Source organism: Rhodococcus sp. IEGM 1406 (genome assembly GCF_030056745.1).
In the GTDB taxonomy this organism is placed as follows: Bacteria; Actinomycetota; Actinomycetes; order Mycobacteriales; family Mycobacteriaceae; genus Rhodococcus_F; species Rhodococcus_F erythropolis.
Genome location: NZ_JASHKO010000002.1, coordinates 156689 through 183306 on the forward strand (window position 1 = coordinate 156689; position 26618 = coordinate 183306).

Annotated in this window: 1 protein-coding gene; it reads left to right on the plus strand. The window is 64.3% G+C overall.

Going from position 1 to position 26618, the window contains the following annotated elements; translation table 11 throughout:
- Nucleotides 1-15: 15 nt before the first annotated feature.
- On the plus strand, nt 16-26598 hold the full coding sequence (locus tag QM596_RS10200; protein ID WP_283308876.1) for a non-ribosomal peptide synthase/polyketide synthase: 26583 nt from the start codon (nt 16-18) through the stop codon (nt 26596-26598).
- Nucleotides 26599-26618: the final 20 nt, after the last annotated feature.

Sequence of the window (26618 nt, forward strand, 5' to 3'; positions counted from 1 at the left end):
GTGGGGGTGGTCGTGATGGATACCGACAAGAGGATCGATCCGCTGACCGGATCGCGAAGCCTGCCGGCAGGGGCGTTTCCCCTGTCAGCGGTGCAGCGCAGTATGTGGTTTGCGCAGCAACTTCACCCGACGGTGCCGTATTTCATTGCGCAGTACATCGAGTTCCACGGCGACCTGGACATGCAACTGCTCAGCCGCGCTGCAGTGGAGGCCGCCCACGAGTTCGAGTCGCCATTTCTGCGGTTGATGTACCCCGATGGTGAGCCGTGCCAGATCGTGGACTTCACGATCGATCCGGGTATCGACTACTTCGACTTCCGCGAGCGTGAGAACCCTCGGCAGGCTGCGTCGGAGTGGATGGACAACGATTACGCGACGACGCTCGACTTGACGCGTGATCGTCTCGTCGAGATGACAATTCTCCAAACTGGCGATCGAGACTACTTGTGGTACACCAGGATTCACCACGTTGCTCTCGACGGATACAGCGGAATGACGATAGTGAATCGCATTGCCGCGATCTACACCGCAGCAGTCGAGGGCCGGGAGCCTGCGGTAAACAAGGCGCTCGACGTCACGACGCTGTCCGAACTCGATCAGAAGTACCGCGAATCGAGTCGGTTCGAGGCCGACCGCGAATACTGGGCCCAGCGAGTGTCCGGCGTCGAGCACGGTTCTACGTTGGCAACGCGTGAGGGACCTCCGACTGCGCGTAGCGAACTCGTCAGTGCCGCGATGTCGGCGAACAGCCTTGCTGCCTTGGACGAGTGGAATTCGCGTTCCGGTGCCACTGCGGCGGCGGTGCTGATTTCTGCACTGGCGTGCTATTTGTCTCGCAACACCGGCTACGACGACGTTCTGATAAATCTGCCGGTCTCGGCGAGGACCACGGCACCGCTGCAACGCTCCGGCGGAATGCTGGTCAACGTCGCGCCCCTTCACATCCACGTCGACCCCGACGAAAGCGTGGACGATCTGGTCGGGCGGGTCCAACTCGAACTCCTCGGCGCGCTTCGTCATCAGCGATGCAGTCTCGAAGACATCAGGCGCGATGCGGGCTTGGCGGTCGGCGACGCACGACTGTCCGGTCCGATGATGAATGTGATGCTCTTCCGGCAGGAGATAACACTGGGATCACTGACCGGCGAGTTTCACATCGTCACGTCGGGGCCCGTCGAGGATCTCCTGGTCAACGTGTACCAGAGTGGCGACCCAGCTCAGACGTTGATCGACTTTCGTGGCAACCCCAATCGCTACGGTCACGACGAACTGGTTGAACACCACCGGGCGTTCACCGAGTTGGTCGCAGAACTGACAGCAGCACCGGCCGGTACGCCGATGAACCGGATTCATCCGGCAAGCGCCGAGGCCGGGGCACGCAGTGCGCAGCGGAGGGAAACCGAAAGGTTCTGGGCTGGATATCTGGGGGACTCCGACGAGGGTTCGGCGCTGGGGCTCGAGCGAATCGACGCAGAATCGGAGCCGACCACTACGAATCGGCTCAGCTTCCCGCTCGATCCCGCGGTCGCCGAACTTGCACGTACGGAAGATGTCTCACTCTTTGCCGTTGTCCACGCGGCATTTGCGGCATTGTTGTCGAGATCGACCGAGCGCCGTGACGTGTTGATCGGAACGAGGACCGAGTGGGGGACTTCGCCGCTGCGCTGCGAGGTCGATCCGGCGGCGCCGTTCGACGAGTTCGTGAGTTTTCTTGCTCGAGAACGCGACACGTTGTTGGTTCGATCGGCGGCAGGTATCCCCGAGCTGCCCGAGTTGCACGTCCATCTCAACGACGGCTCGCAGGAGACCACGATTGCCGGCCTCGATGTGGCGATCGACGTCCACGCGGATACCGGCGCCCTCGAGGTGGCGTACTCCACGCAGCACTACGCCGAATCCACGGTCCAAGCCTTCCTCTCGCGACTGGTGCGGATCCTTGCGGGCGCAGCGGCAGCCCCGCGAACGTCGGTCGGAGATCTCGATCTTCTCGACGAGTTCGAGCGTGAGTTCCTTATGCCGGCACGGGGAGCGACCGCGTCCGCGCCGTTGACCCTGCCCGATATCCTCCGCCGGGCCGCGGCTGTGAACCCCGATGCCCCGGCGCTCGTTTTCGGTGATCGTGAGGTGAGCTACCGGGAACTCGACGCCGAGTCGAACACACTCGCCCGCGAACTGATCAACAGGGGAGTCGGCCCAGGCACCTACGTCGCCCTTGCACTGTCGAGGTCGATCGAATCGGTGACCGCGACGTGGGCAGTGGCCAAGACCGGCGGCGCCTTCCTTCCGATCGATCCGCACTACCCCGAGGATCGTATTCGGCACATGCTCACCGATTCGGGAGCTGTTGTCGGAATCAGCGTGGGGGAGCACCATGCCGGGCTCGCCGATTCGGTGGACTGGCTGCTTCTGGACGAATTCAGCACCGACGAACCGAACGCGTACCGCTCGGACGCACCGCTCGACGATGGCGAACGTCGCTCACGCGTTCGCTACGACGACCCGGCTTACCTGATCTACACCTCGGGATCTACCGGCGTCCCCAAAGGCGTCGTGGTCAGTCACCGCGGGCTGAGCAGCTTCGCCGACGAAGAACGAATCAGGTTCGGAGTCGAACCAGGCGACCGCACCCTGCATTTTTCTTCGCCGAGCTTCGACGCTTCGGTACTCGAACTTCTCCTTGCCTTCGGCGGCGCGGCGACGATGGTGATAGCGCCGCCCACCGTGTACGGCGGCGACGAACTGGCCCAGGTGATGCGCGTCGGCCGGGTGACACACGCTTTCGTCACCCCGGCCGCGCTGGCAACAGTTGATCCCGCCGGCCTACCGGATCTACGAGTGGTCGTGACCGGCGGCGACGCCTGCTCGCCCGCGCTGGTAGATCAGTGGTCACACGGACGCTCGATGTTCAACGCGTACGGACCGACCGAAACCACCGTCGTCGCCACCCTGACCGGACCGCTGAGCAGCGATGTTCCCGTCACCATCGGAAAGCCGATGCGCGGCGCCGCGGCCGTCCTCCTGGATTCGCGGCTTCAACCGGTGCCGATCGGTGTCGCCGGCGAACTCTATGTGAGCGGTATCGGTTTGGCGCGTGGATACCACGCGCGAGCCACGATCACGGCCGAACGATTCGTCGCCGACCCCAACGGCGTTGCGGGAGAGCGCATGTACCGCACGGGTGACCTCGCGCGGTGGAACGGCGCGGGTGAGCTGGAGTACCTCGGACGGAGCGACTTCCAGATCAAGATCCGCGGTTTCCGCGTCGAACTCGGCGAGATCGACGACGTACTGCGCCGCCATCCGAGCGTCGCGCAGGCCGTCACCGCCGGAGTTTCGGGCCCGAGTGGGGAAACACTGTTGGCGGCGTACGTCACGGCGGCTGAGGGCACGCACATCGACAACTCCGAATTGATCGCCCACGCCGGATCCTCGTTGGCAGCGCACATGGTTCCGTCGCGGATCGTCGTACTCGATTCCATTCCACTGACTCCCGCCGGAAAGATCGACAGGAAAGCATTACCGGACATCGATTCGGCTGGCGGCACGGCCGAATACCGTGCCCCCGAGACCTCGACCGAGAAGCGAATTTCTGCGGTGTTCTGCGATCTGCTCGGCATCACCAGGGCAGGAGCAGACGACAGTTTCTTCGACCTCGGCGGTGACTCGCTGATCGCGACCCGAGTCGTGTCGAGGGTCAACGGAGCACTCGGGACGACGCTGAGCGTTCTCGACCTCTTCGAGGCGCCGACCGTCTCCGCTCTGGCTGCTCGCGCAGACCTCGCGGACTCGCGGAACACGCGCGCCCCAGCACTGACGCGTATCGATCGCCCTGACCGGATACCGGTATCTCTGGCTCAGCAACGTATGTGGCTGACCAATCAACTCGATCCGAGTTCGCCGGCGTACAACATTCCGATCGCGGTTTCGATGACCGGCGATCTCGACGTCGACGCACTGTTCACCGCACTGCGGGACGTGATCGTTCGGCACGAGGTCTTGCGGACCGTTTTCCCCGAGAGCGCCCGTGGTCCGGTCCAGCACGTTCTCGGTGTGGACGAGATGTTCGATCATCTCGAGGTGGAAACGGTGCCTGCCGCAGCGGCCGCAGCGCGGGCGAGCGAACTGGCACGAACGGGATTCGACGTCAGCGAATCGGTGCCGATCCGCGCCACTCTGCTCGAGGTGAACGAACGCGAGCACACCCTGGTCCTCGTCGTTCACCACATTGCAGCGGACGGCCTGTCGACGGCGCCGCTGGCTCGTGACGTGATGGTCGCTTACGCGTCGAGGGCGAGCGGGCGTGTACCGGCGTGGTTGCCGCTCGAAGTGCAGTACGGCGATTTCAGCGAATGGCAACGAGGAGCGCTCGGCGAAGCATCCGACCCGGATTCGATTCTCGCCGAGCAGTTGCGGTTCTGGTCGCACACGCTCGCCGAACGCGGTGAGCTCGCGGAACTGCCGATGGATCACCCGCGGCCTGCAGGTGTCTCGCTGCGCGGTGGAGATCTCGATTTCCGGATCGACTCCGCGACGTACCGCCGGGTCGGCGAGATCGCGGCGCGATGCGACGTCAGCGTGTTCATGGTGATCCACGCCGCGCTGGCCGTCCTGCTCAGTCGAGAATGTGGAGCGAACGACATCACGATCGGCACCCCGGTGGCCGGGCGTAGCGAGCGCGCCCTCGACGACGTCGTCGGAATGTTCGTCAACACGGTGGTGCTGAGGACGGTTCTCGACGGGGGACTCACCTTCGGTGAAGTTCTCACCCGCGTCCGGGACGTCGACGTGGCGGCCTTGCAGCACACCGAAGTGCCGTACGACGTACTCGTCGAATCCCTCGCAGAGCGCCAGGCACCGCTGTTCCAGGTCATGTTGGTGATGCAAGGCGCTGCTCCCGCCGAGGTCACCTTGCCCGAGCTCGACGTCACGGTTGACGAACTGTCCACGGGTGCAGCAAAGTTCGATCTTCAGGTCATTCTCACCGACCGCGGCGACCATCTCGACGGCCAGTTGAACTATGCCAGCCAACTTTTCGACTCGGACACCATGTCGGGCCTCGCTGATCGCTTCACGATGCTCCTCGACGCGGTAGCGGCCGACCCCGAATCAATCGTCGGCGACGTCGATCTCACAGCTGTGGGCGAGGCGGAACTGGTCCTCGAGCGCTGGAATGCCACCGAACACGCCGTACCGATCACCACCCTCTCCGACCTGGTGGCGGAGCAGGCAGCCCGGACGCCCGAGGGGGCCGCGCTCATCTACGGCGAGCGGACACTGACGTATGCGGAGTTCGACGCGAGGGTCAGCGAACTTGCCAGAACCCTCATCGCCCACGGTGTCGGCCCGGACATGCGCGTCGCGGTGTCGATTCGCCGGTCACCCGAACTACTCGTCGCGGTCCACGCCGTGATCCGTGCCGGTGCGGCGTATGTCCCGGTGGACCCCGACCATCCGGCCGAACGGATCGCGTACGTCTTCGACATCGCCGCACCGATCTGTGTGCTGAGCCGGCCCCAGGACCACGGCTCACTTCCCGCGCGAGTGCCGATCGTCGACATCGATCTCGATCGTCCCGTGTCCACGACGGTGCCGATCACCGACGCTGATCGGATCCGACCCCTCCTCCCGGACAATGCTGCATACGTGATCTTCACGTCCGGATCGACCGGTCGGCCGAAAGGCGTTGCAGTATCACACCGTTCGATCGTCAATCGCCTTCTGTGGATGCAAGACGCGTACCCACTTCACGCGTCGGACGTGGTGCTGCACAAGACTCCGGTGACCTTCGACGTCTCGGTGTGGGAACTGTTCTGGCCCCTGCAGACTGGTGCGCAGTTGGTGATCGCGGAACCGGAGGGGCACCGTGATCCCGGGTACCTGTCGGCGTTGATGGCCGAAAAAGGCGTCACGACGGCGCACTTCGTTCCGTCGATGCTCGCGGAATTCGTCGCGGTCGCGACTGCCGGGCAGTGCGCAAGCCTGCGTCAGGTGTTCTGCAGCGGTGAAGCTCTCGCTCCCACCACCGCGGAGGCGTTCACCCGTCTGAGTTCTGCAGGATTGTTCAACCTGTACGGACCCACGGAGGCTGCCGTCGACGTGAGCGCCGCCGAATTCACCCCAGACATGACCGTCACCGTTCCCATCGGTGCTCCTGTGTGGAACACCCAGCTCTATGTCCTCGACGGGCGGCTGCATCCCGTTCCGGTCGGCGTTCACGGCGAGCTGTACCTGGCGGGAGTGCAACTGGCGCGTGGATACCTCGGGCGCAGCGATCTCACCGCCGACAGATTCGTGGCCGATCCGTACGGCCCGGCTGGCACCCGGATGTACCGAACCGGTGATGTCGTCCGGTGGCGCGCCGACGGGCTACTCGACTACGTCGGTCGACGCGATTTCCAGGTCAAGATCCGCGGCCAGCGCATCGAGCTCGCCGAGGTCGAAGCAGCGTTGCTCAGGCTGCCCGGTGTCACGCAAGCTGCTGCTCTCGTCCATCACGACGACGTGGTCGGTGACAGCTTGGTCGGCTACGTCATCGCCGAGACCGGCACCTCGATCGACACGGACGGCCTGCGCGCAGAGTTGAGAGGTCTCCTTCCCGCCTACATGGTTCCCGCAGTGGTCATCGCCCTCGACGTGTTTCCGCTCGGCTCGACCGGCAAGCTCGATCGGAAAGCTCTGCCCGCGCCCAGCTTCGACAGCTCGCAGACGTATCTGGCGCCGAGAACACCGCTCGAAGCACAGTTGGCGGCGATCTTCGAGGAGCTTCTGGAATCCGGGGCAGTCGGTGTTCACGACAACTTCTTCGAGATCGGCGGAAACAGTCTCGTCGCTGCCCGAGCCGTGGCGCGCGTGAACGATTCACTCTCGTTGAACCTGTCGATCAGAGAGTTGTTCGACGCGCCGACCGTTGCGCAGTTGGCGGTCGAGTGCGCCACGGCGCGAGGGGGAGCAGCCGTTCTTCCGCTCGAGGCGTTGCCGCGGCCGCAGTCGATTCCGCTGTCGCTGGCCCAGAAGCGCATGTGGTTCGTCAATCAATTCGACGTCACCTCCGCGGCGTACAACGTGGCCATAGCGATCAGGCTGAGAGGCCGGTTGGACGTTGCGGCCTTGGAAGGCGCGATCACCGATGTGCTCGATCGCCACGAATCGCTGCGCACGCTGTTTCCCATGATCGAGGGAGTGCCGGCGCAGGTAATCGTGGAACCCGGTGAAGCGTTGGGGTCGCTACCGATTGTCGGCGCGAGCACCGAAGCGGTACTCGGGGAGATCGAACGCGTCACCTCGAGGGGCTTCGACGTGACGCAGGCTCCACCGATCAGGGCGGAACTGATCGAGGTCGACGCAGAAGATCACGTCCTGGCTGTGGTCGTCCATCACATCTGCGCCGACGGATTCTCGATGGCACCGTTGGCGTTCGACGTGATGAGCGCGTACTCGGCACGGCATCGAGGTGAGGCACCCGACTGGTCTCCTCTCCCGGTCCAGTACGCGGACTTCGCGATCTGGCAGGAAAGGGCTCTCGGACGGATAGACGAAGCGGAGAGCACCCTCGCCGGCCAGCTCGAGTACTGGACACGTCAGCTGGCAAGTGTGCCCGAGCTTCTCGCGCTCCCCGCAGATCGCCCGCGGCCGCGCGTACAGGATCTCTCGGGCGGCGTCGTTCGATTCGACATCGATGCCGGCATTCATCGTCGTCTGAGCGAAACCGCGATCGAACACCGAAGCAGTATGTTCATGGCGATACACGCCGCGTACGCGGTGCTCGTGGCCAGATTGTCCGGCATGGAAGACATCACGATCGGCTCACCGATCGCCGGACGCGGAAATGCCCTCCTGGATCCGATGGTCGGTATGTTCGTCGGAACGTTGGTGCTGCGCGCCGATGTCGACCCCGCAGCCTCGTTCACCGATCTGTTGGCCAGAGTTCGCAGCACCGACCTCGACGCCTTCGCTCACGCAGACGTCCCCTTCGAGCGCGTCGTCGATGCGCTCGCTCCGGAGCGGTCGACTTCGCATTCACCGTTGTTCCAGGTGATGCTGGAGTTCAAGAACACCAGTCGACCAGCAGTTCGTCTGACGGACCTCGAGGTCGAGGTCCTCGAACTCGAATCCGCCGTCTCGAATTTCGATCTGCAACTCACGCTTGCCGAGACATTCGACGACGACGGCCGGCCGGCGGGAATCGAGGCCGGGTTCACCTACGCGAGCGCCCTGTTCGACGAGTCGACGGTCGAAGGCTTCGCTCGATATCTTGTTCGGATCCTCGGTGCGGTGACCGAATCACCGCACACGCCGGTCGGCGACATCGATCTCGTGGTCGACACCGACACGATGAGCGTCGTGTCTGCACCGGAACTTCCCGGCCAGATTCACTTCTCGACGTTGCTCGAGCGGAAGTACGTCGACGAACCGCAGAGAACTGCACTGATTTTCGGCGACCGACATCTGACGTACTCCGATCTGGACCGCCGGGCCAATCGGCTTGCACGACTGTTGATCGGCCGCGGGGCAGGTCCGGAATCCGTTGTCGCCCTGGCATTGCCACGCTCACTGGAATCCGTGGTCGCGATCTGGGCGGTTGCTCGGACCGGCGCCGCATTCGTACCCGTCGACCCGGCGTACCCCGTCGACCGCGTACATCACATGATCAACGACTCGGGAGCGGGCGTCGTCCTCACCACCGCCGAGCATGTGGGTGTCGTCCCCGACGAGGCAGACGCAGTTCTGCTCGATCAGGCCGAGACACTGGCAACCCTCGAACAGTTCGGAGATCAGCGGCTGGAGGCCTCGGAACTGGCGGGGACGGTGTCTCTGGACAATCCCGCCTATGTCATCTACACCTCCGGTTCCACCGGCGTCCCCAAAGGTGTCATGGTCACTCACCGTGGGCTTTCGGCACTCGCCGAACAGGAACGTACTCGATTCGGGGTGGAATCGACTTCGCGCACGCTGCATTTCAGCTCACCGAGCTTCGACGCCTCGATTCTCGAACTCCTGATGGCCGTTGGTGCCGGGGCCACGATGGTCATCGCTCCACCGAGCATCATCGGCGGAACCGAACTGACGAGCCTGATCGCCGATCAGCACGTCACGCACGCCTTCATCACCCCGGCCGCTCTGGCCACGGTCGATCCGAGCGAACTGAACGAGCTGGTTTGCATCGGAACCGGTGGCGACGTCTGCCCGCCCGATCTCGTCGCCGCCTGGGTCAGTGATCACCGGATCATGATCAATGCCTACGGACCGACCGAATCGACGGTCGTCGCCAGCATCACCGAGCCGATGTCCCCGGCCGATCGAGTGACGATCGGTCGCCCGTCGACAGGCATCACTGCGTGGGTCCTCGACAATCGCCTGCACCGCGTCCCGGTCGGAGTGACGGGGGAGCTGTACGTCAGTGGCGACGGACTCGCCCGCGGTTACCGCAACCGCGCCGGCACCACCGCAGAACGTTTCGTGCCCAATCCCGCGGGCAGTGCGGGCACACGGATGTACCGCACCGGCGACCTCGCCAGGTGGAACAAGAACGGCGAACTCGAGTACCAGGGCCGAGGTGATTTCCAGGTCAAGATTCGTGGGTTCCGCATCGAACTCGGCGAGATCGAAGCAGTTCTGGCTCGTTACCCCGGGGTCGCGCATTCCGTGGTGACCACGCTCGAACGTGACGGAGGCGCCGCGCGAATCGTCGGATACGTCGTGCCCGCCAACGATGCTCAGACTGTGGATCCCGAGGCCGTCATCGCGTTCGCGGGCTCGGCTCTGGCCCCGTACATGGTTCCTGCGGCGGTGGTCGTTCTCGACGAACTGCCGATGACTGCCAACGGAAAGCTCGACCGCCGAGCCCTGCCGGTTCCCGACCTGCGAGCAACCCAAGCGCGCTCGCGGGCTGCCGAATCCGATACCGAGCGCACGCTGGCCGCCTTGTTCGTCGATGTCCTCGGTGTCGAATCGGTGGGCGTCGACGACTCGTTCTTCTCGATGGGCGGCGATTCGATCATGTCGATTCAGCTCGTCGCCCGTGCCCGCGACGCCGGGCTCGTGTTCACCCCGCGTGACGTCTTCGAGGTGAAATCGGTCGCCGGTCTTGCGGTTTTGCTGGCATCGACCAAGGACGACGAACCCGAGGTGCTCGAGGAACTTCCCGGAGGCGGCGTCGGCCACGTGCCGTTGTTGCCGGTGGCACAGTGGTGGCTCGACCGGCTCGGCTCCGATCTGCAGGGGCTCGATTCGTTCTCCCAAGCGACCCTTCTCAATGCGCCGCACGGGCTTCGCAGTGTGGAGCAGTTGACCGCAGCGCTTCAAGTTGTTCTCGATCGTCACGACATCCTTCGCGCGCGTCTCGAACTCGACGGCGAGCGCGGGCTCGTTGTCGACGATCCGGGATCTGTTGCAGCCGAGGACATCTGCCGGGTAGTCGAGGTCGAGGCCGAGCCGGGCTCCGCAGTGTTCGACGCGGCGATCGTCGCTGCCCTGGGTGATGCACGTCGAGAACTCGACCCCGTCCGGGGCGAGATGGTGCGGGTCGTCTGGTTGTCCGGCGTACGCAACACCGGCCGGTTGCTCCTGGTGATCCACCACCTCGCGGTGGACGGTGTGTCCTGGCGCGTGCTCGTACCGGAACTTGCGTCCGCTTTCCACCGGATCGACGCCGGCGAGGAGCCGGAGCCGTCGTATTCGGGCACGTCGGTTCGTCGTTGGTCGCATGCGCTCCGTGACATCGCGCCCGATCGAAGAGTCGAATTGCCGCGGTGGCGTTCGATCCTCGAAGGTGACGACCCCCTGATCGGAACCCGGCCGCTGGACCCGCGGCTCGACACGTTCGATTCGGTCGGCCGAGTTGTCGCCGACGTGCCCGTCGAACTGTCCGACACAGTCCTGACCACGCTTCCCGCGCTCTTCGGTGGATCCGTCAACGACGGTCTCGTTGCTGCTCTCGCGCTGGCACTGACGCAGTGGAGGCAGGCACAGGGCATACGAACCGACAACGTGCTCGTCTCGATGGAAGGTCACGGACGCGAGGCTCACGTGGTGCCCGGTGCGGACGTCCTGCACACCGTCGGCTGGTTCACCAGTGTCTTCCCGATGCGAATCGACCTCGCCGACATCGACATCGCGAACGTGATGAGCAGCGGCCCCGAGGCAGCGGTGGTTCTCAAGCGGGTCAAGGAAGAACTGTTGGGAGTTCCGGACAGTGGCATCGGGTACGGAGTTCTGCGTTATCTCGACGAGGTGGGCCGAGCGGAACTGGAAGATCTCCGTCAACCGCAGATCTCGTTCAACTATCTCGGTCGTTTTTCCGGCACCGAGGCAGGAGAGTCGCTGGGGGACTGGGCGCTGGCCCGCGACGTCGATCTGGAAGCGGCAGCTCGGTCCGAGATGCCCGTGGGTTCGGTCCTGGACGTCAATGTCGTCACCACCGAAATCTCGGGTGCACCGCACATCGGTGCCACTATCGCCTATCCCACCGGCGTGCTGGCAGAGCGCGATGCTCGCGCCATCGCCGAACTCTGGGTGCAGTCGTTGCGCGCTCTGGCCACCTACGCCGAACACAGCGAACGCGGGGGACTCACACCGTCGGACATCGACCTGATCGAACTGGACCAGGAGTCCATCGACCACCTCGAGCGCGAGTTCCCGACACTGACCGACGTCTGGTCCCTTTCACCGCTGCAATCCGGACTGCTCTTCCACGCCCGCTACGCCGAACACACAGTCGACGCGTACACCGTCCAACTCGCACTCGAACTCGACGGCGTCGACGCGTCCAGGTTGCACCGCGCCGCACAGGCGTTGCTCGACCGTCATGAGAACCTGCGAGCTGCGTTCACGACCGACACCGGTGGGCGATCGGTGCAGGTGATCAGCGCCGACGTGGACGTGCCGTGGACCGAGATCGACATCTCTCCGTTGGCCCCCACCGAACAGGCAACCGAGATACGCGAGCTCCTCCATGCGGATCGGGTGCGAGGCTTCGACATGGCCACGCCGCCCCTGCTGCGGTTCCTGCTTCTGCGAACCGGAGACGACGCGTATCGGTTGATCCTGACCAACCACCACATCCTCCTCGACGGATGGTCGATGCCGCTGCTGGTCCGTGACCTACTGACGCTCTACGCCACCGACAGTGATCACAGTGCCATCCCACGCGTGCACCCCTACCGGGACTATCTGAGCTGGATCAGCACTCGCGACGACAGCGTGTCGATCGAAGCCTGGGGCGAAGCACTCCGCGGACTCGGCGACCCGACGCTGCTGACCGGAACTCACGCCGTCGACGAGGACGGCGCCACCTCACGCTCGACCACCACAGCCCTCGGAGAACGTGAGACGGAACTTCTGCGTGGATTCGTCCGCTCCCGTGGCCTGACGACAGCCTCCTTGATCCAGGTGGCCTGGGGAATCGTGCTCGCCGAACTCCTCGGCCGCGACGACGTCGTCTTCGGTGGAACCGTCTCCGGCCGACCACCCCAGGTGTCCGGCGTCGAGTCGATGGTGGGTTTGTTCATCAACACTGTCCCCGTCCGAGTTCGCCTCGACCCGCGAGAGTCACTGGCAGCGCTGTGCGTTCGTGTCCAAGCGGAACAGGCGCGGTTGTCCGATCACCATCATGTGGGGCTTTCGCACATCACTTCGGCAGTGGGGGCCGCTGCATCGTTCGACACGCTGACTGTGTTCGAGTCGTATCCCGTTGACCGCGGTGGACTCTCCTCGGGCACCGACATCGCCGGAATGCACGTTCTCGACGTCCACGACGCCGAGGATGCCGCGCACTATCCACTCGCGATCGTTGCCTCTGCGGCAGACGGGCGACTGCGGCTCAAATTCGAGTATTTCCCGGGAGTCCTGGGCGATCACGACATCGACGCGATCGCGGACCGGCTGCTCCGCACCCTCGAACTGATCACCGCACAACCGGATCTTCCGCTGGCGAAACTGCGTTTGATGCCGGATTCGCAAGTGCAGCAATTGGTTCCCGCGCGCGGCCGGCAAGGCCGCTCGGTAAGGACACTCGATCGCATCTTTTCGGACACCGCGAGCAGATTCCCCGAACGGGTCGCACTGTCCTGTGGTGACAGAAAGATGACCTATCGAGAGCTGGACGAGGCGTCGAATCAGTGGGCGCGCGTGCTCATCTCGGAAGGCGCGGGCCCGGACTCACGGGTGGCGATCTGTGTGGAACGGTCCTTCGAATCCGTCGCAGCGGTCTGGGCGATCACCAAGACCGGCGCCGCCTTCGTGCCGATCGATCCTCGCTACCCGAGTGACCGGATCTCGTTCATGCTCGAGGACTCGGCATCATCGCTCGGAATGACCACGGCTGCACACGCACCGGCCGGCGGTGGCGCAACGAAGTGGCTCGAACTCGACGACCCGGAGAACGCCACTCGGCTCTCCGGAGTGTCCACGTCACCGCTACGCGAAGACGAGCGCCGGGGAACCCCGCGGCTGGAGAACACTGCCTACCTCATCTACACCTCGGGCTCGACCGGCCGGCCCAAGGGTGTCGTCGTCACGCACACCGGTCTCGAGAACTTCGCCGACGAACAGCGTCATCGCTACGGTCTCACGGAGAATTCACGCGCACTGCATTTCGCCTCGCCGAGTTTCGACGCCTCCGTTCTCGAGTATCTGCTCGCCTTCGCCGTCGGCGGCGAACTGGTCGTAGCTCCCACCACCGTCTACGGAGGGGCCGAACTGGCCGACGTTCTCCGAGAGGGACATGTCACGCACGCGTTCATCACGCCCGCAGCGCTGACGTCGGTGGATCCCGAGGGACTCGACGAACTGACCACCATCACGGTCGGTGGCGAGGCGCCCTCGGCGGACCTGGTGCGCACCTGGGCGCCGGGAAGATCGTTCGTCAACGTCTACGGACCCACCGAAACCACCATCTCCTGCAACCTCAGTGACCCCATCCCAGCCGGTGAGAAGGTCTATCTCGGGCCGCCGAACCGCGGCTTCAGCGAGGTCGTCCTCGATCGCAGACTTCAACCGGTGTCCGTCGGAGTTCCGGGCGAACTGTATGTCGCCGGAGTTGGACTCGCGCGCGGCTATCACGGGCGTTCACCGCTGACGAGCGAACGGTTTGTCGCCAACCCGTACGGCGAGCCGGGGGAGCGGATGTACCGCACCGGAGACGTGGTGCGCTGGCGCAGTGACCGCACCATCGAGTACCTCGGACGCAGCGACTTCCAGGTCAAGATCCGCGGGTTCCGTATCGAACTCGGCGAGGTCGACACGGCGTTGGGTCAGCTGCCCGGTGTGGAGTACGCGGTCACATTGGCGGTGCGCGGACCCTCCGACGAGCAGGCCTTGGCGGCATATGTCGTCTGCGACGACGAACGCCCGGTGAGCGCCGAGGACATCCGGGCGGCGGCACGGGAGCTACTGCCGGCACACATGGTGCCAGCGAGCGTCGTCGTGCTCGACGAGCTACCACTGACCGGCGTCGGCAAGGTCGATCGGGCTGCTCTTCCGGCGCCTCGCTTCGACACCGATCCCGAAACACTCGCTGCACCGGCGACCGAGCTCGAACGGCTGGTGGTGGGCGTTTTCGAGGACGTGCTCGGAGTGTCCCCGATCGGTATCGACACTCACTTCTTCGACATCGGCGGAAACTCACTGACCGCGACCCGCGTCATCGCCCGCGTCAACGCACTTCTCGGCACCGACATCGGCGTTCGAGGATTGTTCGAGTCTCCGACAGTTCGGCAGCTGTCTCGTCTGGCGGAGAGTGTCGGCCGCGGCGAGAACCCCAGACCACCGTTGACTCGGCGATCTCGCCCGGATCCACTGCCCGTGTCATTGGCACAGAAGCGGATGTGGTTCCTCAACCAGTTCGACGTGACCTCGCCGGCCTACAACGTTCCCCTGGCAGTGCGCCTCGACGGCGATCTGGACTTCGCCGCATTGCAGGCCGCGGTAGCGGACGTATTGGGTCGCCACGAGAGCTTGCGGACGAAGTTCCCCTCGATCGACGGACAGCCGGTGCAGCAGGTGATGTCCAGCGACGAGGTCATGCCGATCCTGGAGCCGGAAATCGTCACTGCTGCCAGAGTGTCCGATCGAATCCTCGAGCTGGCCTCGGCAGGCTTCGACGCCTCGGCCGAAGTTCCGATCCGCTGCGCGGTCCTGCGCGTCGACGGGGACGAGCGCAGGCATGTACTCGTGATCGTCGTCCACCACATCGTCGCCGACGGGTTCTCGATGAACCCCCTGGCAGCGGACGTGGCAGCGGCATATGCGGCCCGCAGCGCCGGCAGTGCGCCGAGCTGGTCGGAACTGGCCGTGCAGTACGGCGACTTCGCTGTGTGGCAGCACGAAGTGCTCGGCTCCGAGGAAGATCCGGACTCGGCTCTGACCCGTCAGCTCGATTACTGGAAGGACCGACTCGCGGGACTGGGCGAGCCGATCGCCCTGCCGACGTCGTTCCCACGTCCGGCAAAGCCGTCCATGGTCGGCTCTGTTCACCGGTTCGCGGTATCGCCGCAGACCCATCGGGCGCTGACCGACCTGGCCCGCGTGCACGGCAGCACCATGTTCATGGTCATGCACGCAGCACTGGCGGTACTTGCGGCACGCCTGGCCGGTACCGAGGACATCGCCATCGGTACACCTGTCGCCGGGCGCGGCGAGGCCGAACTCGATCACCTGGTCGGAATGTTCGTCAACACTCTTGTGCTGCGAACACAGATCACGCCCGACGCGTCGTTCGAGGACGTCCTCGCCCAGGTTCGCGAAGGCGACCTCGGCGCGTTCCAACACACCGACTTGCCCTTCGAAAGGTTGGTCGACGCACTCGCCCCGGAACGCTCGACGTCGCACACTCCGTTGTTCCAGATCCTCATCGAGTTCCGTAACAACGCGCTACCGCAACTCGAACTGCCAGGGCTGTCGGTCTCGGGAGTCGAGTTCGACCTACCCGTCGCCAAGTTCGATCTGCAACTCTCGGTCACCGAGCGTTACGACGCGGATGGCGGAACGGATGGAATCGACGCCGAATTCATCTACGCCACAGACCTGTTCGACGATGGATTGATCGAGTCGTTCTCGCGCAGACTGCTCACCCTCCTCGATGCGGTCTCACGAGAGCCGTCGACTCCTACCGGTGACATCGACGTCGTGGGCGCCGGCGAGCGTCGACAGATGCTGACCGAGTGGAACACTCACGCCGAACCGGCTCCGGCCGACAACATCGCGGACCGATTCTTCGAAGCTGTTGCAGCACATCCGTCGTCGACCGCGGTCAACGACAGCGACGGCGCCATGACGTACGCCGAACTGGACGGGCGCGCGAACCGCCTGGCGCGGCTCCTGATCGGCCGCGGTATCGGTCCGGAATCCGTGGTGGCCGTTGCGATGCCCAGAACCACCGATCTCGTGCTCGCCCTCGTCGCCGTCATCAAAACCGGGGCGGCATACCTGCCGGTCGACATCACCTACCCGGCCGAGCGCATGCGATTCCTCTTCGACGACGCGCGGCCGGTATGCCTGGTCACGACCGGAGACTTCCGAAGCGACCTACCTTCGGAGATCATCGAATCCGGCATCGACATCGTCGAACTCGGATCGCCGGAGATCGCTGTACGCCTCGATCACTCCGCGCCACATCGCATCACCGACGCGGACCGGACGACACCACTTCTGCCCGACGCGATCGCGTACATCATCTACACCTCCGGATCCACAGGGCGCCCCAAAGGTGTCCAGGTCAGCCACCGAAACGTCCTTACTCTGATGGACAACACCTCCCCGACATTCGGGTTCGACAACACGGACGTGTGGACGATGTTCCACTCGTACGCATTCGACTTCTCCGTCTGGGAGCTGTGGGGGCCACTGCTGCACGGTGGCCGGTTGGTCGTCGTCGACTACTACACGACCAGATCGCCGGACATGTTCCACGAACTGCTCCGCCGTGAGCGAGTGACGGTGCTGAACCAAACACCCACCGCCTTCTACCAACTCGCCGAAGCCGACCGTGCGTACTCACCGAACGGCACCGGTCCCGACCTTGCACTGCGCTACGTCGTCTTCGGTGGAGAAGCGCTCGATCTCGGGCAATTGCGCAAGTGGTACGACCGGCGGGCCGACACGGCGCCGACGCTGGTCAACATGTACGGGATCACCGAGACGACAGTGCACGTCAGTCGAATCGCGCTCGACCGCAACGACAGCGAGCACGCGTCGGCGAGCATCATCGGGCGAGCAGTACCAGGATTGTCCGTCTACGTACTCGATCGGCGACTGAACCTGGTGCCACCAGGTGTTGTCGGCGAAATGTACGTCGCCGGTGACCAGGTGACTCGGGGATACCTCGGGAAACCCGCATTGACTTCGGTGCGGTTCCTTCCCGATCCATTCGGTAGTTCGGGGGATCGAATGTATCGGAGCGGGGACCTGGCGAGGTGGAACGACGCGGGGCAGTTGGAGTACGTGGGCCGCAGTGATTTCCAGGTGAAGGTGCGTGGTTTCCGCATCGAACTCGGAGAGATCGAAGCCGCAATGCTCCGCTGCCCCGGCGTCGCTGCCTCGGTAGCACTTGTTCGCACAGAGGGAGCGTCACCGCGGATCGTCGGGTACGTGGTCGCCGAAACAGGCAGTACCGTCGATTCAGCGACGGTGACCGACTTCGTCGCCGCCGAACTCGCGGAGTACATGGTGCCCACCGCGATCGTCGTCCTCGAATCGCTTCCACTGACGGTCAACGGAAAGCTCGACCGACGCAGCCTCCCGGCTCCGGACTTCACCGTGACGGGAACAACCGAGGCGACGCGGGCACCAGCCACCGCCACCGAAGCGGTCCTCGCGGACCTCTTCGGAGAGGTTCTGGGGCGGGGCGGTATCGGAGTGGACGATTCCTTCTTCGGCCTCGGCGGCGATTCGATCATGTCGATCCAACTCGTCTCACGGGCGAAGTCCGCAGGCCTCATCTTCACTCCGCGGGACGTCTTCGAAGCGAAAACCGTGGCCGGCCTCACCAAGGTCCTCCTCATCGAATCATCGGAAACGGCACCGGTTCTCACCGAGCTACCCGGCGGGGGAGCCGGCCCGCTACCGCTCACACCGATCATGGAGTGGCTCGTCGAACGTAGTCGCGGTGACCTGAGCGCGATCCGCAGTTACAGCCAGAGTGCGCTGATCGCACTGCCGGCGGATGTGTCCGGCCCCGCGCTGGAGCGCGCACTACAAACGATCCTCGACCGCCACGACGTACTGCGGGCACGTCTGGAGGCCGCGACTCACCAACTCGAGATCAGCGAACCCGGCACCGTCGCAGCCTCCGACATCTTGCACCGAACCCCCATCGTGTCCACCGGCGGCGAAGAATTCCTGCGCGCGGCAGAAGCCGCGATGCAGGACGCATCCAGCCGACTCGATCCCGAGCACGGCAAGATGATCAGCGCAGTCTGGTTGGATCCGGTCAGCGCGAACGGCAACCGGCCTGAGGCGGGACGGTTGCTCCTGGTACTTCATCACCTCGCGGTCGACGGTGTGTCCTGGCGAATGCTGGTCCCCGGCCTGGTAACGGCATATGCGTCGGCGTTCGACGGCGAAACACCGATTCTTCCGCCCGGCGGAACGTCGATACGTCGCTGGGCGACAGCGCTCGCCGAGACCGCCGCAGATCGACGCGACGAGATCGACCTGTGGTCGAGGATGCGGACCGACGAACCAATGCTCGGAGCGCGCGGGCTGGACCCCGCGGTCGACGTCGGAGCCACCGTCGACCGCGTCAGCGTCGACGTACCGACCTCGGTGACCGAGAACATCATCTCGGCGGTGCCACGACATTTCGGAGGCTCGGTGAACGACGGGCTGCTTGCTGCTCTCGCGATCGCCGTCACCGCCTGGCGTCGATCGCGCGGACAGCGCAGCGGGGAAGTGCTCGTCAACCTCGAAGGACACGGGCGCGAGGAGAACGCAGCGCCTGGCGCCGACCTCTCGCGAACTGTCGGTTGGTTCACCACCTTGTTCCCCGTCCGGATCGATCTCACCGGACTCAATGTCGTCGATGCACTGTCCGGGGGATCAACCGCGGCCTCCGCTGTGAAAGTCGTCAAGGAAACGCTGCTCGGTCTGCCGGACAACGGCATCGGGTTCGGGATGCTCAAGTACCTCGACCGGAACGAAGAACTACAGGAGTTGCCCACACCTGAGATCTCGTTCAACTACCTCGGACGTTTTGCCGGCTCGGACCCCGAGCACGGCGAGGTGCCGTGGCTGCCGATCTCGGAAGTGACGCTCGACGAAGCGCACAGCGGAGATCTTGCCGCCGCGTCGGTGCTCGACATCAATGCCGTCACCACCGACACCGCGCACGGTCCGATTCTGCGCGCTACGTGGTCCTTCCCCCGCGGCATCCTCAGCGAGGACGAAGTCACGGAACTGGCGGAACTCTGGTCCCGAGCGCTCGGCTCGTTGAGTGAATACGTGGACGAACACTCCGAGCGCGAGCTCACGCCCACCGATCTCGATCTCGTCACCGCGGATCAGCAGAGCATCGAACAGCTCGAGCGTAGATTCCCCGACCTGACCGATATCTGGTCACTGTCACCGCTGCAGTCGGGCATGCTCTTCCACGCCCAGTTCGACGAAACGGAAATCGATCCGTACATGGTGCAACTGACCCTCGAACTCGGGGGTCGGGTGGAGGCGCCGCGCCTGCGTCGCGCCGCGCAGGCCTTGGTTGATCGTCATCCGAGCTTGCGCGCGGGATTTGTCTCCGCGCCGGGAGGGCGGGCGCTGCAGGTAATCCGTTCCGGTGTCGAGATCGGCTGGGCCGAGATCGACCTGTCCGGGACCGAGGACAGTGAAGTCGCGTTCGCTCAGCTGCTCGAGCGTGATCGCGCTCAGCGTTTCGACATGGAAACAGCACCCCTGATCCGGTTCATGCTCGTACGATTCGGACCGGACACAGCACGCTTCGTCGTGACGAACCACCACATCCTGCTCGACGGCTGGTCAACCCCTCTGTTACTTCGAGACCTGCTCACTCTCTACGCAACCGACGGCGACCCCGAGATTCTGCCCAGAGTTCAGTCGTATCGCGACTATCTCTCCTGGATCTCGAAGCAAGAACCCGAGACTTCGCTACGGGCGTGGCAAGAAGCGCTACGGGGCGTCGACACGTCCACCCACCTCTCGAGGGCAGACACCGCCGCCGAAACCGTGGCAAGTGAAATCCACTCGTACTCGCTGCCGACAGAACGAACCGAGACTCTTCGAGCGTTCGCGCGAAGCCGCGGCCTGACCATGGCGACCCTGGTACAGGTGGCATGGGGAATCGTGCTCGCCGAACTTCTCGGACGCGACGACGTCGTCTTCGGCGGAACGGTCTCAGGACGCCCACCACAGGTGCCCGGCGTGGAATCGATAGTCGGCTTGTTCATCAACACGGTGCCTGTCCGAGTCCGCCTCGACGCCCGAGAAACCCTCGCCGAAATGGCCATTCGCGTCCAATCCGAGCAAGCGTCATTGCTCGACCACCACCACATCGGACTGTCGGACATCGCCGGAGCAGTCGGCGCCGCCGGCTCCTTCGACACCCTGACGGTATTCGAGTCGTATCCCGTCGACGAGACAGCCCTGACCGCCGAAACCGACATCGCGGGAATGCACGTTCTCGGCATCGACGGACGCGACTCGGCGCACTATCCGATTGCCGTGGTGGCGTCCGAAAGTGACACGCTGAATCTGAAGATGGAGTACTTGCCGACGCACTTCTCCGCCCGCGAAGTCGCCAAGATCACCGAGCGCGTGGGCATCGTCCTCGGGCAACTCGCCTCGGCACCGGATCAGCCGCTGGCCCGTCTGCAGGTTCTCACAGAGTTCGAGAGCCGTGATCTTGCGCCGGTCTTCGGCTCCCCGGGGCGCTCCGCGCGAACGCTCCCAGAGATTCTCGCCGACGTCTCTGCCACCTATCCCGACCGCATCGCGCTCTCGGCCGGCAGCCGTTCCATGACCTACGCCGAACTGGACCGGCGCTCGAACCAGTTGGCCAGAGCCATGATTCGCCGCGGCGCCGGGCCCGAGACGTCGGTTGCCATCGGCATCGAAAGGTCCGTCGAATCCGTACTCGCGGTGTGGGCGGTGGCCAAGACCGGCGCAGCGTTCGTCCCCGTCGACCCCACCTATCCGGCTGACCGAATCGAACACATGCTCAGCGACTCCGAGGTGCTGTTCGGGTTGACCGTCGTCGACGCCATCGACACACTTCCACCCATCGTGTCCTGGTTGGTGCTCGGAGAAGAGGCATTCGACGACGACGTCGCCACCAGTTGCACGCTGCCGATCACCCAGGACGAACGGCGTGCACCGGTGGTCATGGACAACGCCGCCTACGTGGTCTACACCTCGGGATCCACCGGCCGACCCAAGGGAGTTGTCGTCACCCACACCGGACTCGACAGCTTCGCACTCGACCAGCAGCGTCGATTCCACGCAGATCACCACTCTCGAACCCTGCACTTCGCCACCCCCAGCTTCGACGGAGCCGTCTTCGAGTACCTGCAGGCATTCGGTGTTGGAGCCACCATGGTGATCGTCCCGACCGACATCTACGGCGGCGCCGAACTGGCAAGTCTCATCCGCCGCGAACACGTCACTCACGCGTTCGTCACCACGGCAGCGCTCGCCACCGTCGACCCGGCCGGCCTGGACGAGTTCCGGCACGTCGTCGTCGGGGGAGAGACACTACCGCCGCATCTCGTCGGCCTCTGGGCTCCCGGACGAGAATTCGTCAACGCCTACGGCCCGACCGAGACAACCGTCATGGCAGACATCAGCGAACCCATGACAGTGGGCGCACCCATCACGATCGGTGGACCGATCCGCGGCGTGCACGAGATGATCCTCGATTCGCGCCTGCAACCCGTACCCGTCGGAGCTCCCGGTGAGCTGTACATCGCCGGCATCGGCCTGGCTCGCGGATACCACCGGCGTCCCGGCCTGACCAGCGAGCGATTTGTCGCCGACCCCTTCGGCAAGCCAGGCGACCGGATGTACCGCACGGGCGACATCGTCTCCTGGCGAAGCGATCACACCATCGAATACGTCGGGCGCAGCGACTTCCAGGTCAAGATTCGCGGATTCCGCATCGAGCTCGGCGAGGTCGACGCCCAGATCACCGCAATGGCGAGTGTCACGAACTGCGTGACACTCGGCGTCGACGGACCGGCCGGCGCCACAGTTCTCGCGTCCTACCTCACCGTGGAGGAAGGATCGACGCTGACCGGGGCAGAGATCACCGCGCACCTCGCCGGACGTGTTCCCTCGCACATGGTTCCGGCCAGCATCATGATCGTCGACGAGCTACCGCGCACCGCGGTCGGCAAGCTCGATCGAAAAGCGTTGCCGACGCCGGAGTTCACCGGAACCGGTGTGGAATTCCGGGCGCCCGGCACCAGCCTCGAACGTCGGATCGCCGATGCGTTCATCGACGTACTCGGCGTCGAACGGGTCGGCGTCGACGACAATTTCTTCGAGCTCGGCGGCAACTCGCTGATCGCCACTCGCGTGGTCTCGCGGCTCAACTCCGCACTGAACATCGACGTCGGGGTGCGCGTGCTGTTCGAGGCACCGACGACGGCTCAGCTCGCCGAACGGCTCTCCAGCGCTGTCACTGCCGTCGGCGCTGTGCCGCTCACTCCCATGGAGCGCAGTGGCAGCGTCCCGCTCTCGTTGGCGCAGAAGCGCATGTGGTTCCTGAACCAATTCGACACACGCTCAGCCGCGTACAACATCCCACTAGCTGTTCGCCTTACCGGTGACCTCGACGTCACGGCCATGCAACAGGCCATCGCCGACGTCGTCGAGCGGCACGAAACACTGCGGACGGTGTTCCCCGCCGTCGGCGGCGATCCGATTCAGCAAGTGCTCACCGTCGACGAGGCAGTACCGCCGGTCCGTGAAATGACGTTGGGGGAGGACGAGCTCGCGGAGCGCATGCAACGACTCGCCACGACCGGCTTCGACGTGTCGGTGGACCTGCCGCTGCGCGTGGCACTGTTCCGACTCGACACCGCTGAACCCGTTCACATTCTGTTTGTCGTGGTCCATCACATCTGCGCCGACGGATCGTCGATGGCGCCGCTCGCACGCGACGTGATGACGGCCTACCTGGCGCGTACGGCAGGGACCGAGCCCACGTGGGCGCCACTCGAGGTGCAGTACGCAGACTTCACGTTGTGGCAGCATCGCGTCCTCGGATCGGAAGACGACCCGGAATCCGTCATCAGTCGCCAATTGCACTACTGGAGTGAGCAACTCGCCGGACTCGACGACGTCATCGCACTGCCCGCCGACCACCCGCGACCCGTGCAACAGACCTTCCACGGTGACCGATTCACCTTCGACATCGACGCGAACACCCACCGCGCCCTCGCGGACCTCACCAGGGCAAACGGTGTCACGATGTTCATGGCGCTGCACGGCGCGCTCGCAGTGCTGATGTCCAAGTTGTCGGGCGCCGACGAAGTCACCATCGGCACACCGATCGCCGGCCGAGGTCAGGCAGCGCTCGACCATCTCGTCGGAATGTTCGTCAACACACTGGTCCTGCGAACCAGCGTCGATCCCGACATCACGTTTGCCGACCTGTTGGAGCACGTCCGGGAAATCGACCTGGCCGCATTCCAGAACTCGGACCTGCCATTCGAACGGCTCGTCGACGTCATCAACCCAACCAGATCCACGTCGTACTCACCGTTGTTCCAGGTCGCCCTCGAACTTCAGAACAACGAACCCGCACATTTCCACCTACCCGGCCTCGACATCGACGGACTGACCGTGGAAACCAAATTCGCGAAGGAGGACCTGGAGCTGATCGTCGACGAGAAGTTCGACGAGTTCGGCATCCCGGCTGGGATGTCCGCAGCCTTCGACTTCGCAACCGATCTCTTCGAACCCGCCACCATTCGTCGGTTTGCCGACCGACTGCGCCTGATCCTGGACGCTGTCGGACGCGAACCCGCAACACGTATCGCCGACATCGGCATCCTCGGCGCCGACGAAACAGCTGCCCTGGTGCCGGCATCCGGTGCCGCCGCGACTCGAGCGCGGGTGTGGCCGGAGATCCTCGCCGAAGCAGTCGCCTCGAACCCGGATGCCCCAGCCCTCTCGAGTCGCGAGAGGTCGATGACCTACCGCGAGCTCGACGAGGAATCGACGAAGCTGGCGCGCGCGCTGTGTCGGCGCGGCGTCGGTCCCGAAGATTTTGTGGCGCTGGGTCTGCCGCGGTCCACCGCGGAGATCGTCGCGATCTGGGCGGTCACGAAAACCGGTGCAGCATTCTTGCCGGTCGACCCGAACTATCCCGACGATCGCATCAACCACATGCTCGACGATTCGCGGGCCGTACTCGGCATCACCGACGACGCTCACCGCAGTCAACTTCCCGACACGGTCGAGTGGATGGTCCTCGATGAAGCCGAGACCGTCGACGAGATCGACGCCCAGAGCGCAGCCGCGATCACCGATCGCGACCGCACGATCCCCTTGCATCACGGGCATCCCGCGTACCTGATCTACACCTCGGGTTCAACCGGGAAGCCGAAGGGCGTCATCGTCACCCACCTCGGGTTGTCAAACCTCAATGCCGAGGAACATCAGAGATTCAACGTCCAGCCCTATTCGCGGATCTCTCACCTGGCATCACCGAGCTTCGACGCCTCGGTCTTCGAACTCATGATGGCGTTCGGCAGCGGAGCGTGCCTGGTCGTCATCCCACCGACGGTCTTCGGCGGATCCGAGTTGGCCGAAATCTTTGCCGACGAACACGTCTCACACGCGTTCATCACTCCGACCGCGCTCAGCTCGATCGAAAGCTCCGCGCTACCCGAACTCCGCGTACTCGCAGTCGGTGGCGAAGCCTGCCCACCCGAACTCGTGGACATCTGGGGCCGCGACCGTCGCATGTTCAACGGATACGGACCCACCGAATCCACCATCCAGGCCAGCGTCAGTGAACCCATGCGGCCGGGCAAGGACATCAACATCGGACGACCGGCCATCGGCTTCGCCGGACTGGTCCTCGACGGGCACCTCAAGCCCGTGCCGGTGGGAGTCAGCGGGGAGCTGTACGTGACCGGCCCCGGACTCGCCCGCGGATACCACAATCGTCCCGACCTTACCGCCGACCGATTTGTCGCCGATCCGTTCGGCGAACCAGGCCAGCGGATGTACCGCACGGGCGACCTGGTGCGCTGGCGCTCCGACAGCACCCTCGAATACCTGGGCCGCAGCGACTTCCAGATCAAGGTCCGCGGATTCCGCATCGAGCTCGGCGAAATCGACTCTGTCCTGATGGCACACCCATCCGTCTACTTCGCCGCCACACTCGGGCACGAAGCGCCGTCGGGGGAGACGATGATCGCCTCCTACATCCAGCCCGTGGAAGGACAGACCGTCGACGACTGGGAGCTTCGCCGCCATCTGTCTTCTCGCCTGCCCGCGCACATGGTTCCCGGCGCGATCGTCGTCGTCGACCGCATTCCGGTGACACCGGTCGGCAAGCTGGACCGCAAGGCACTGCCGACCCCGAGCTTCGAGCGACGCACGGTCCCGTACGCACCGCCGACAAACAACACCGAACGAACGGTCGTCGACATCTTCGAGACCGTGCTCGGGCACGAGCACATCGGCGTCGACGACGACTTCTTCGAACTGGGCGGAACGTCGATCGTGGCCACTCGCATCACCATCGAACTCGAGAAGCGTCTCGGGATGCGAGTGCCGTTGCAATCGCTTTTCCTGGATCCGACACCTGCCGGAGTCGCCCGGGCTGCCGACGGAATGGACGCACACTCGCCGGACGATTCGTCGGATCTTCTCGCCCCGATGATCACGCTGCGCGCCGGATCCGATCGTGCACCACTGTTCTTCGTCCATCCGGGTATCGGATTGTCCTGGGGTTACGCAGAATTCGTCAAGCATCTCGAGCTGGATCAACCCGTCTACGGTCTTCAGCTACCGTCCCTGAGCGGCGGGCCCAGCTTCGACTCGCTGACCGAACTCGCCGACGACTACGCGAATCGCATTGCAGCCGTGGCATCGACCGGCCCGATCCATCTGGCCGGCTGGTCGCTCGGCGGCGTGATCGCACACGCCGTGGCACACAGCCTCACTCGGAGCGGACGTGACGTGACTCTGTCGATACTCGACAGCTATCCGTCGTCGGATTCCGATCAGCCCGCAGAACTCTCGGTCTCCGAACTACTGGCCGGGCTCGCGATGCCGGCGGGATCCAAGACGGTCGAGACCTTCGAAGAAGCGGCGGAATTGCTGGAGCAGACCCTGGGTGCCGGAATCGGAATCGGAATCGAAGCGGAGCATCTGGCGCGGATCAGTCGCGGTTACTCCCACTCCGTCGAATTGACGAATCGGCACCAACCGCCTGTCCACGTTGGAGCCATCGAGTTCTTCGTAGCCGGAAGATCTACGGAGAACGGACACGATGTCGCCGAATGGCGAAGGTTTGTAGAAGGGGACATCCGAGTCACCGAAGTCGATTGCGAACACAACCAGATGATCGAACCGGGTCCGGCGGCAACCATAGCTGTACGATTGCGAGAAGTTATCGCTCAGTGGGGTGTCTGAACCAGGTTCGACATGGGTAT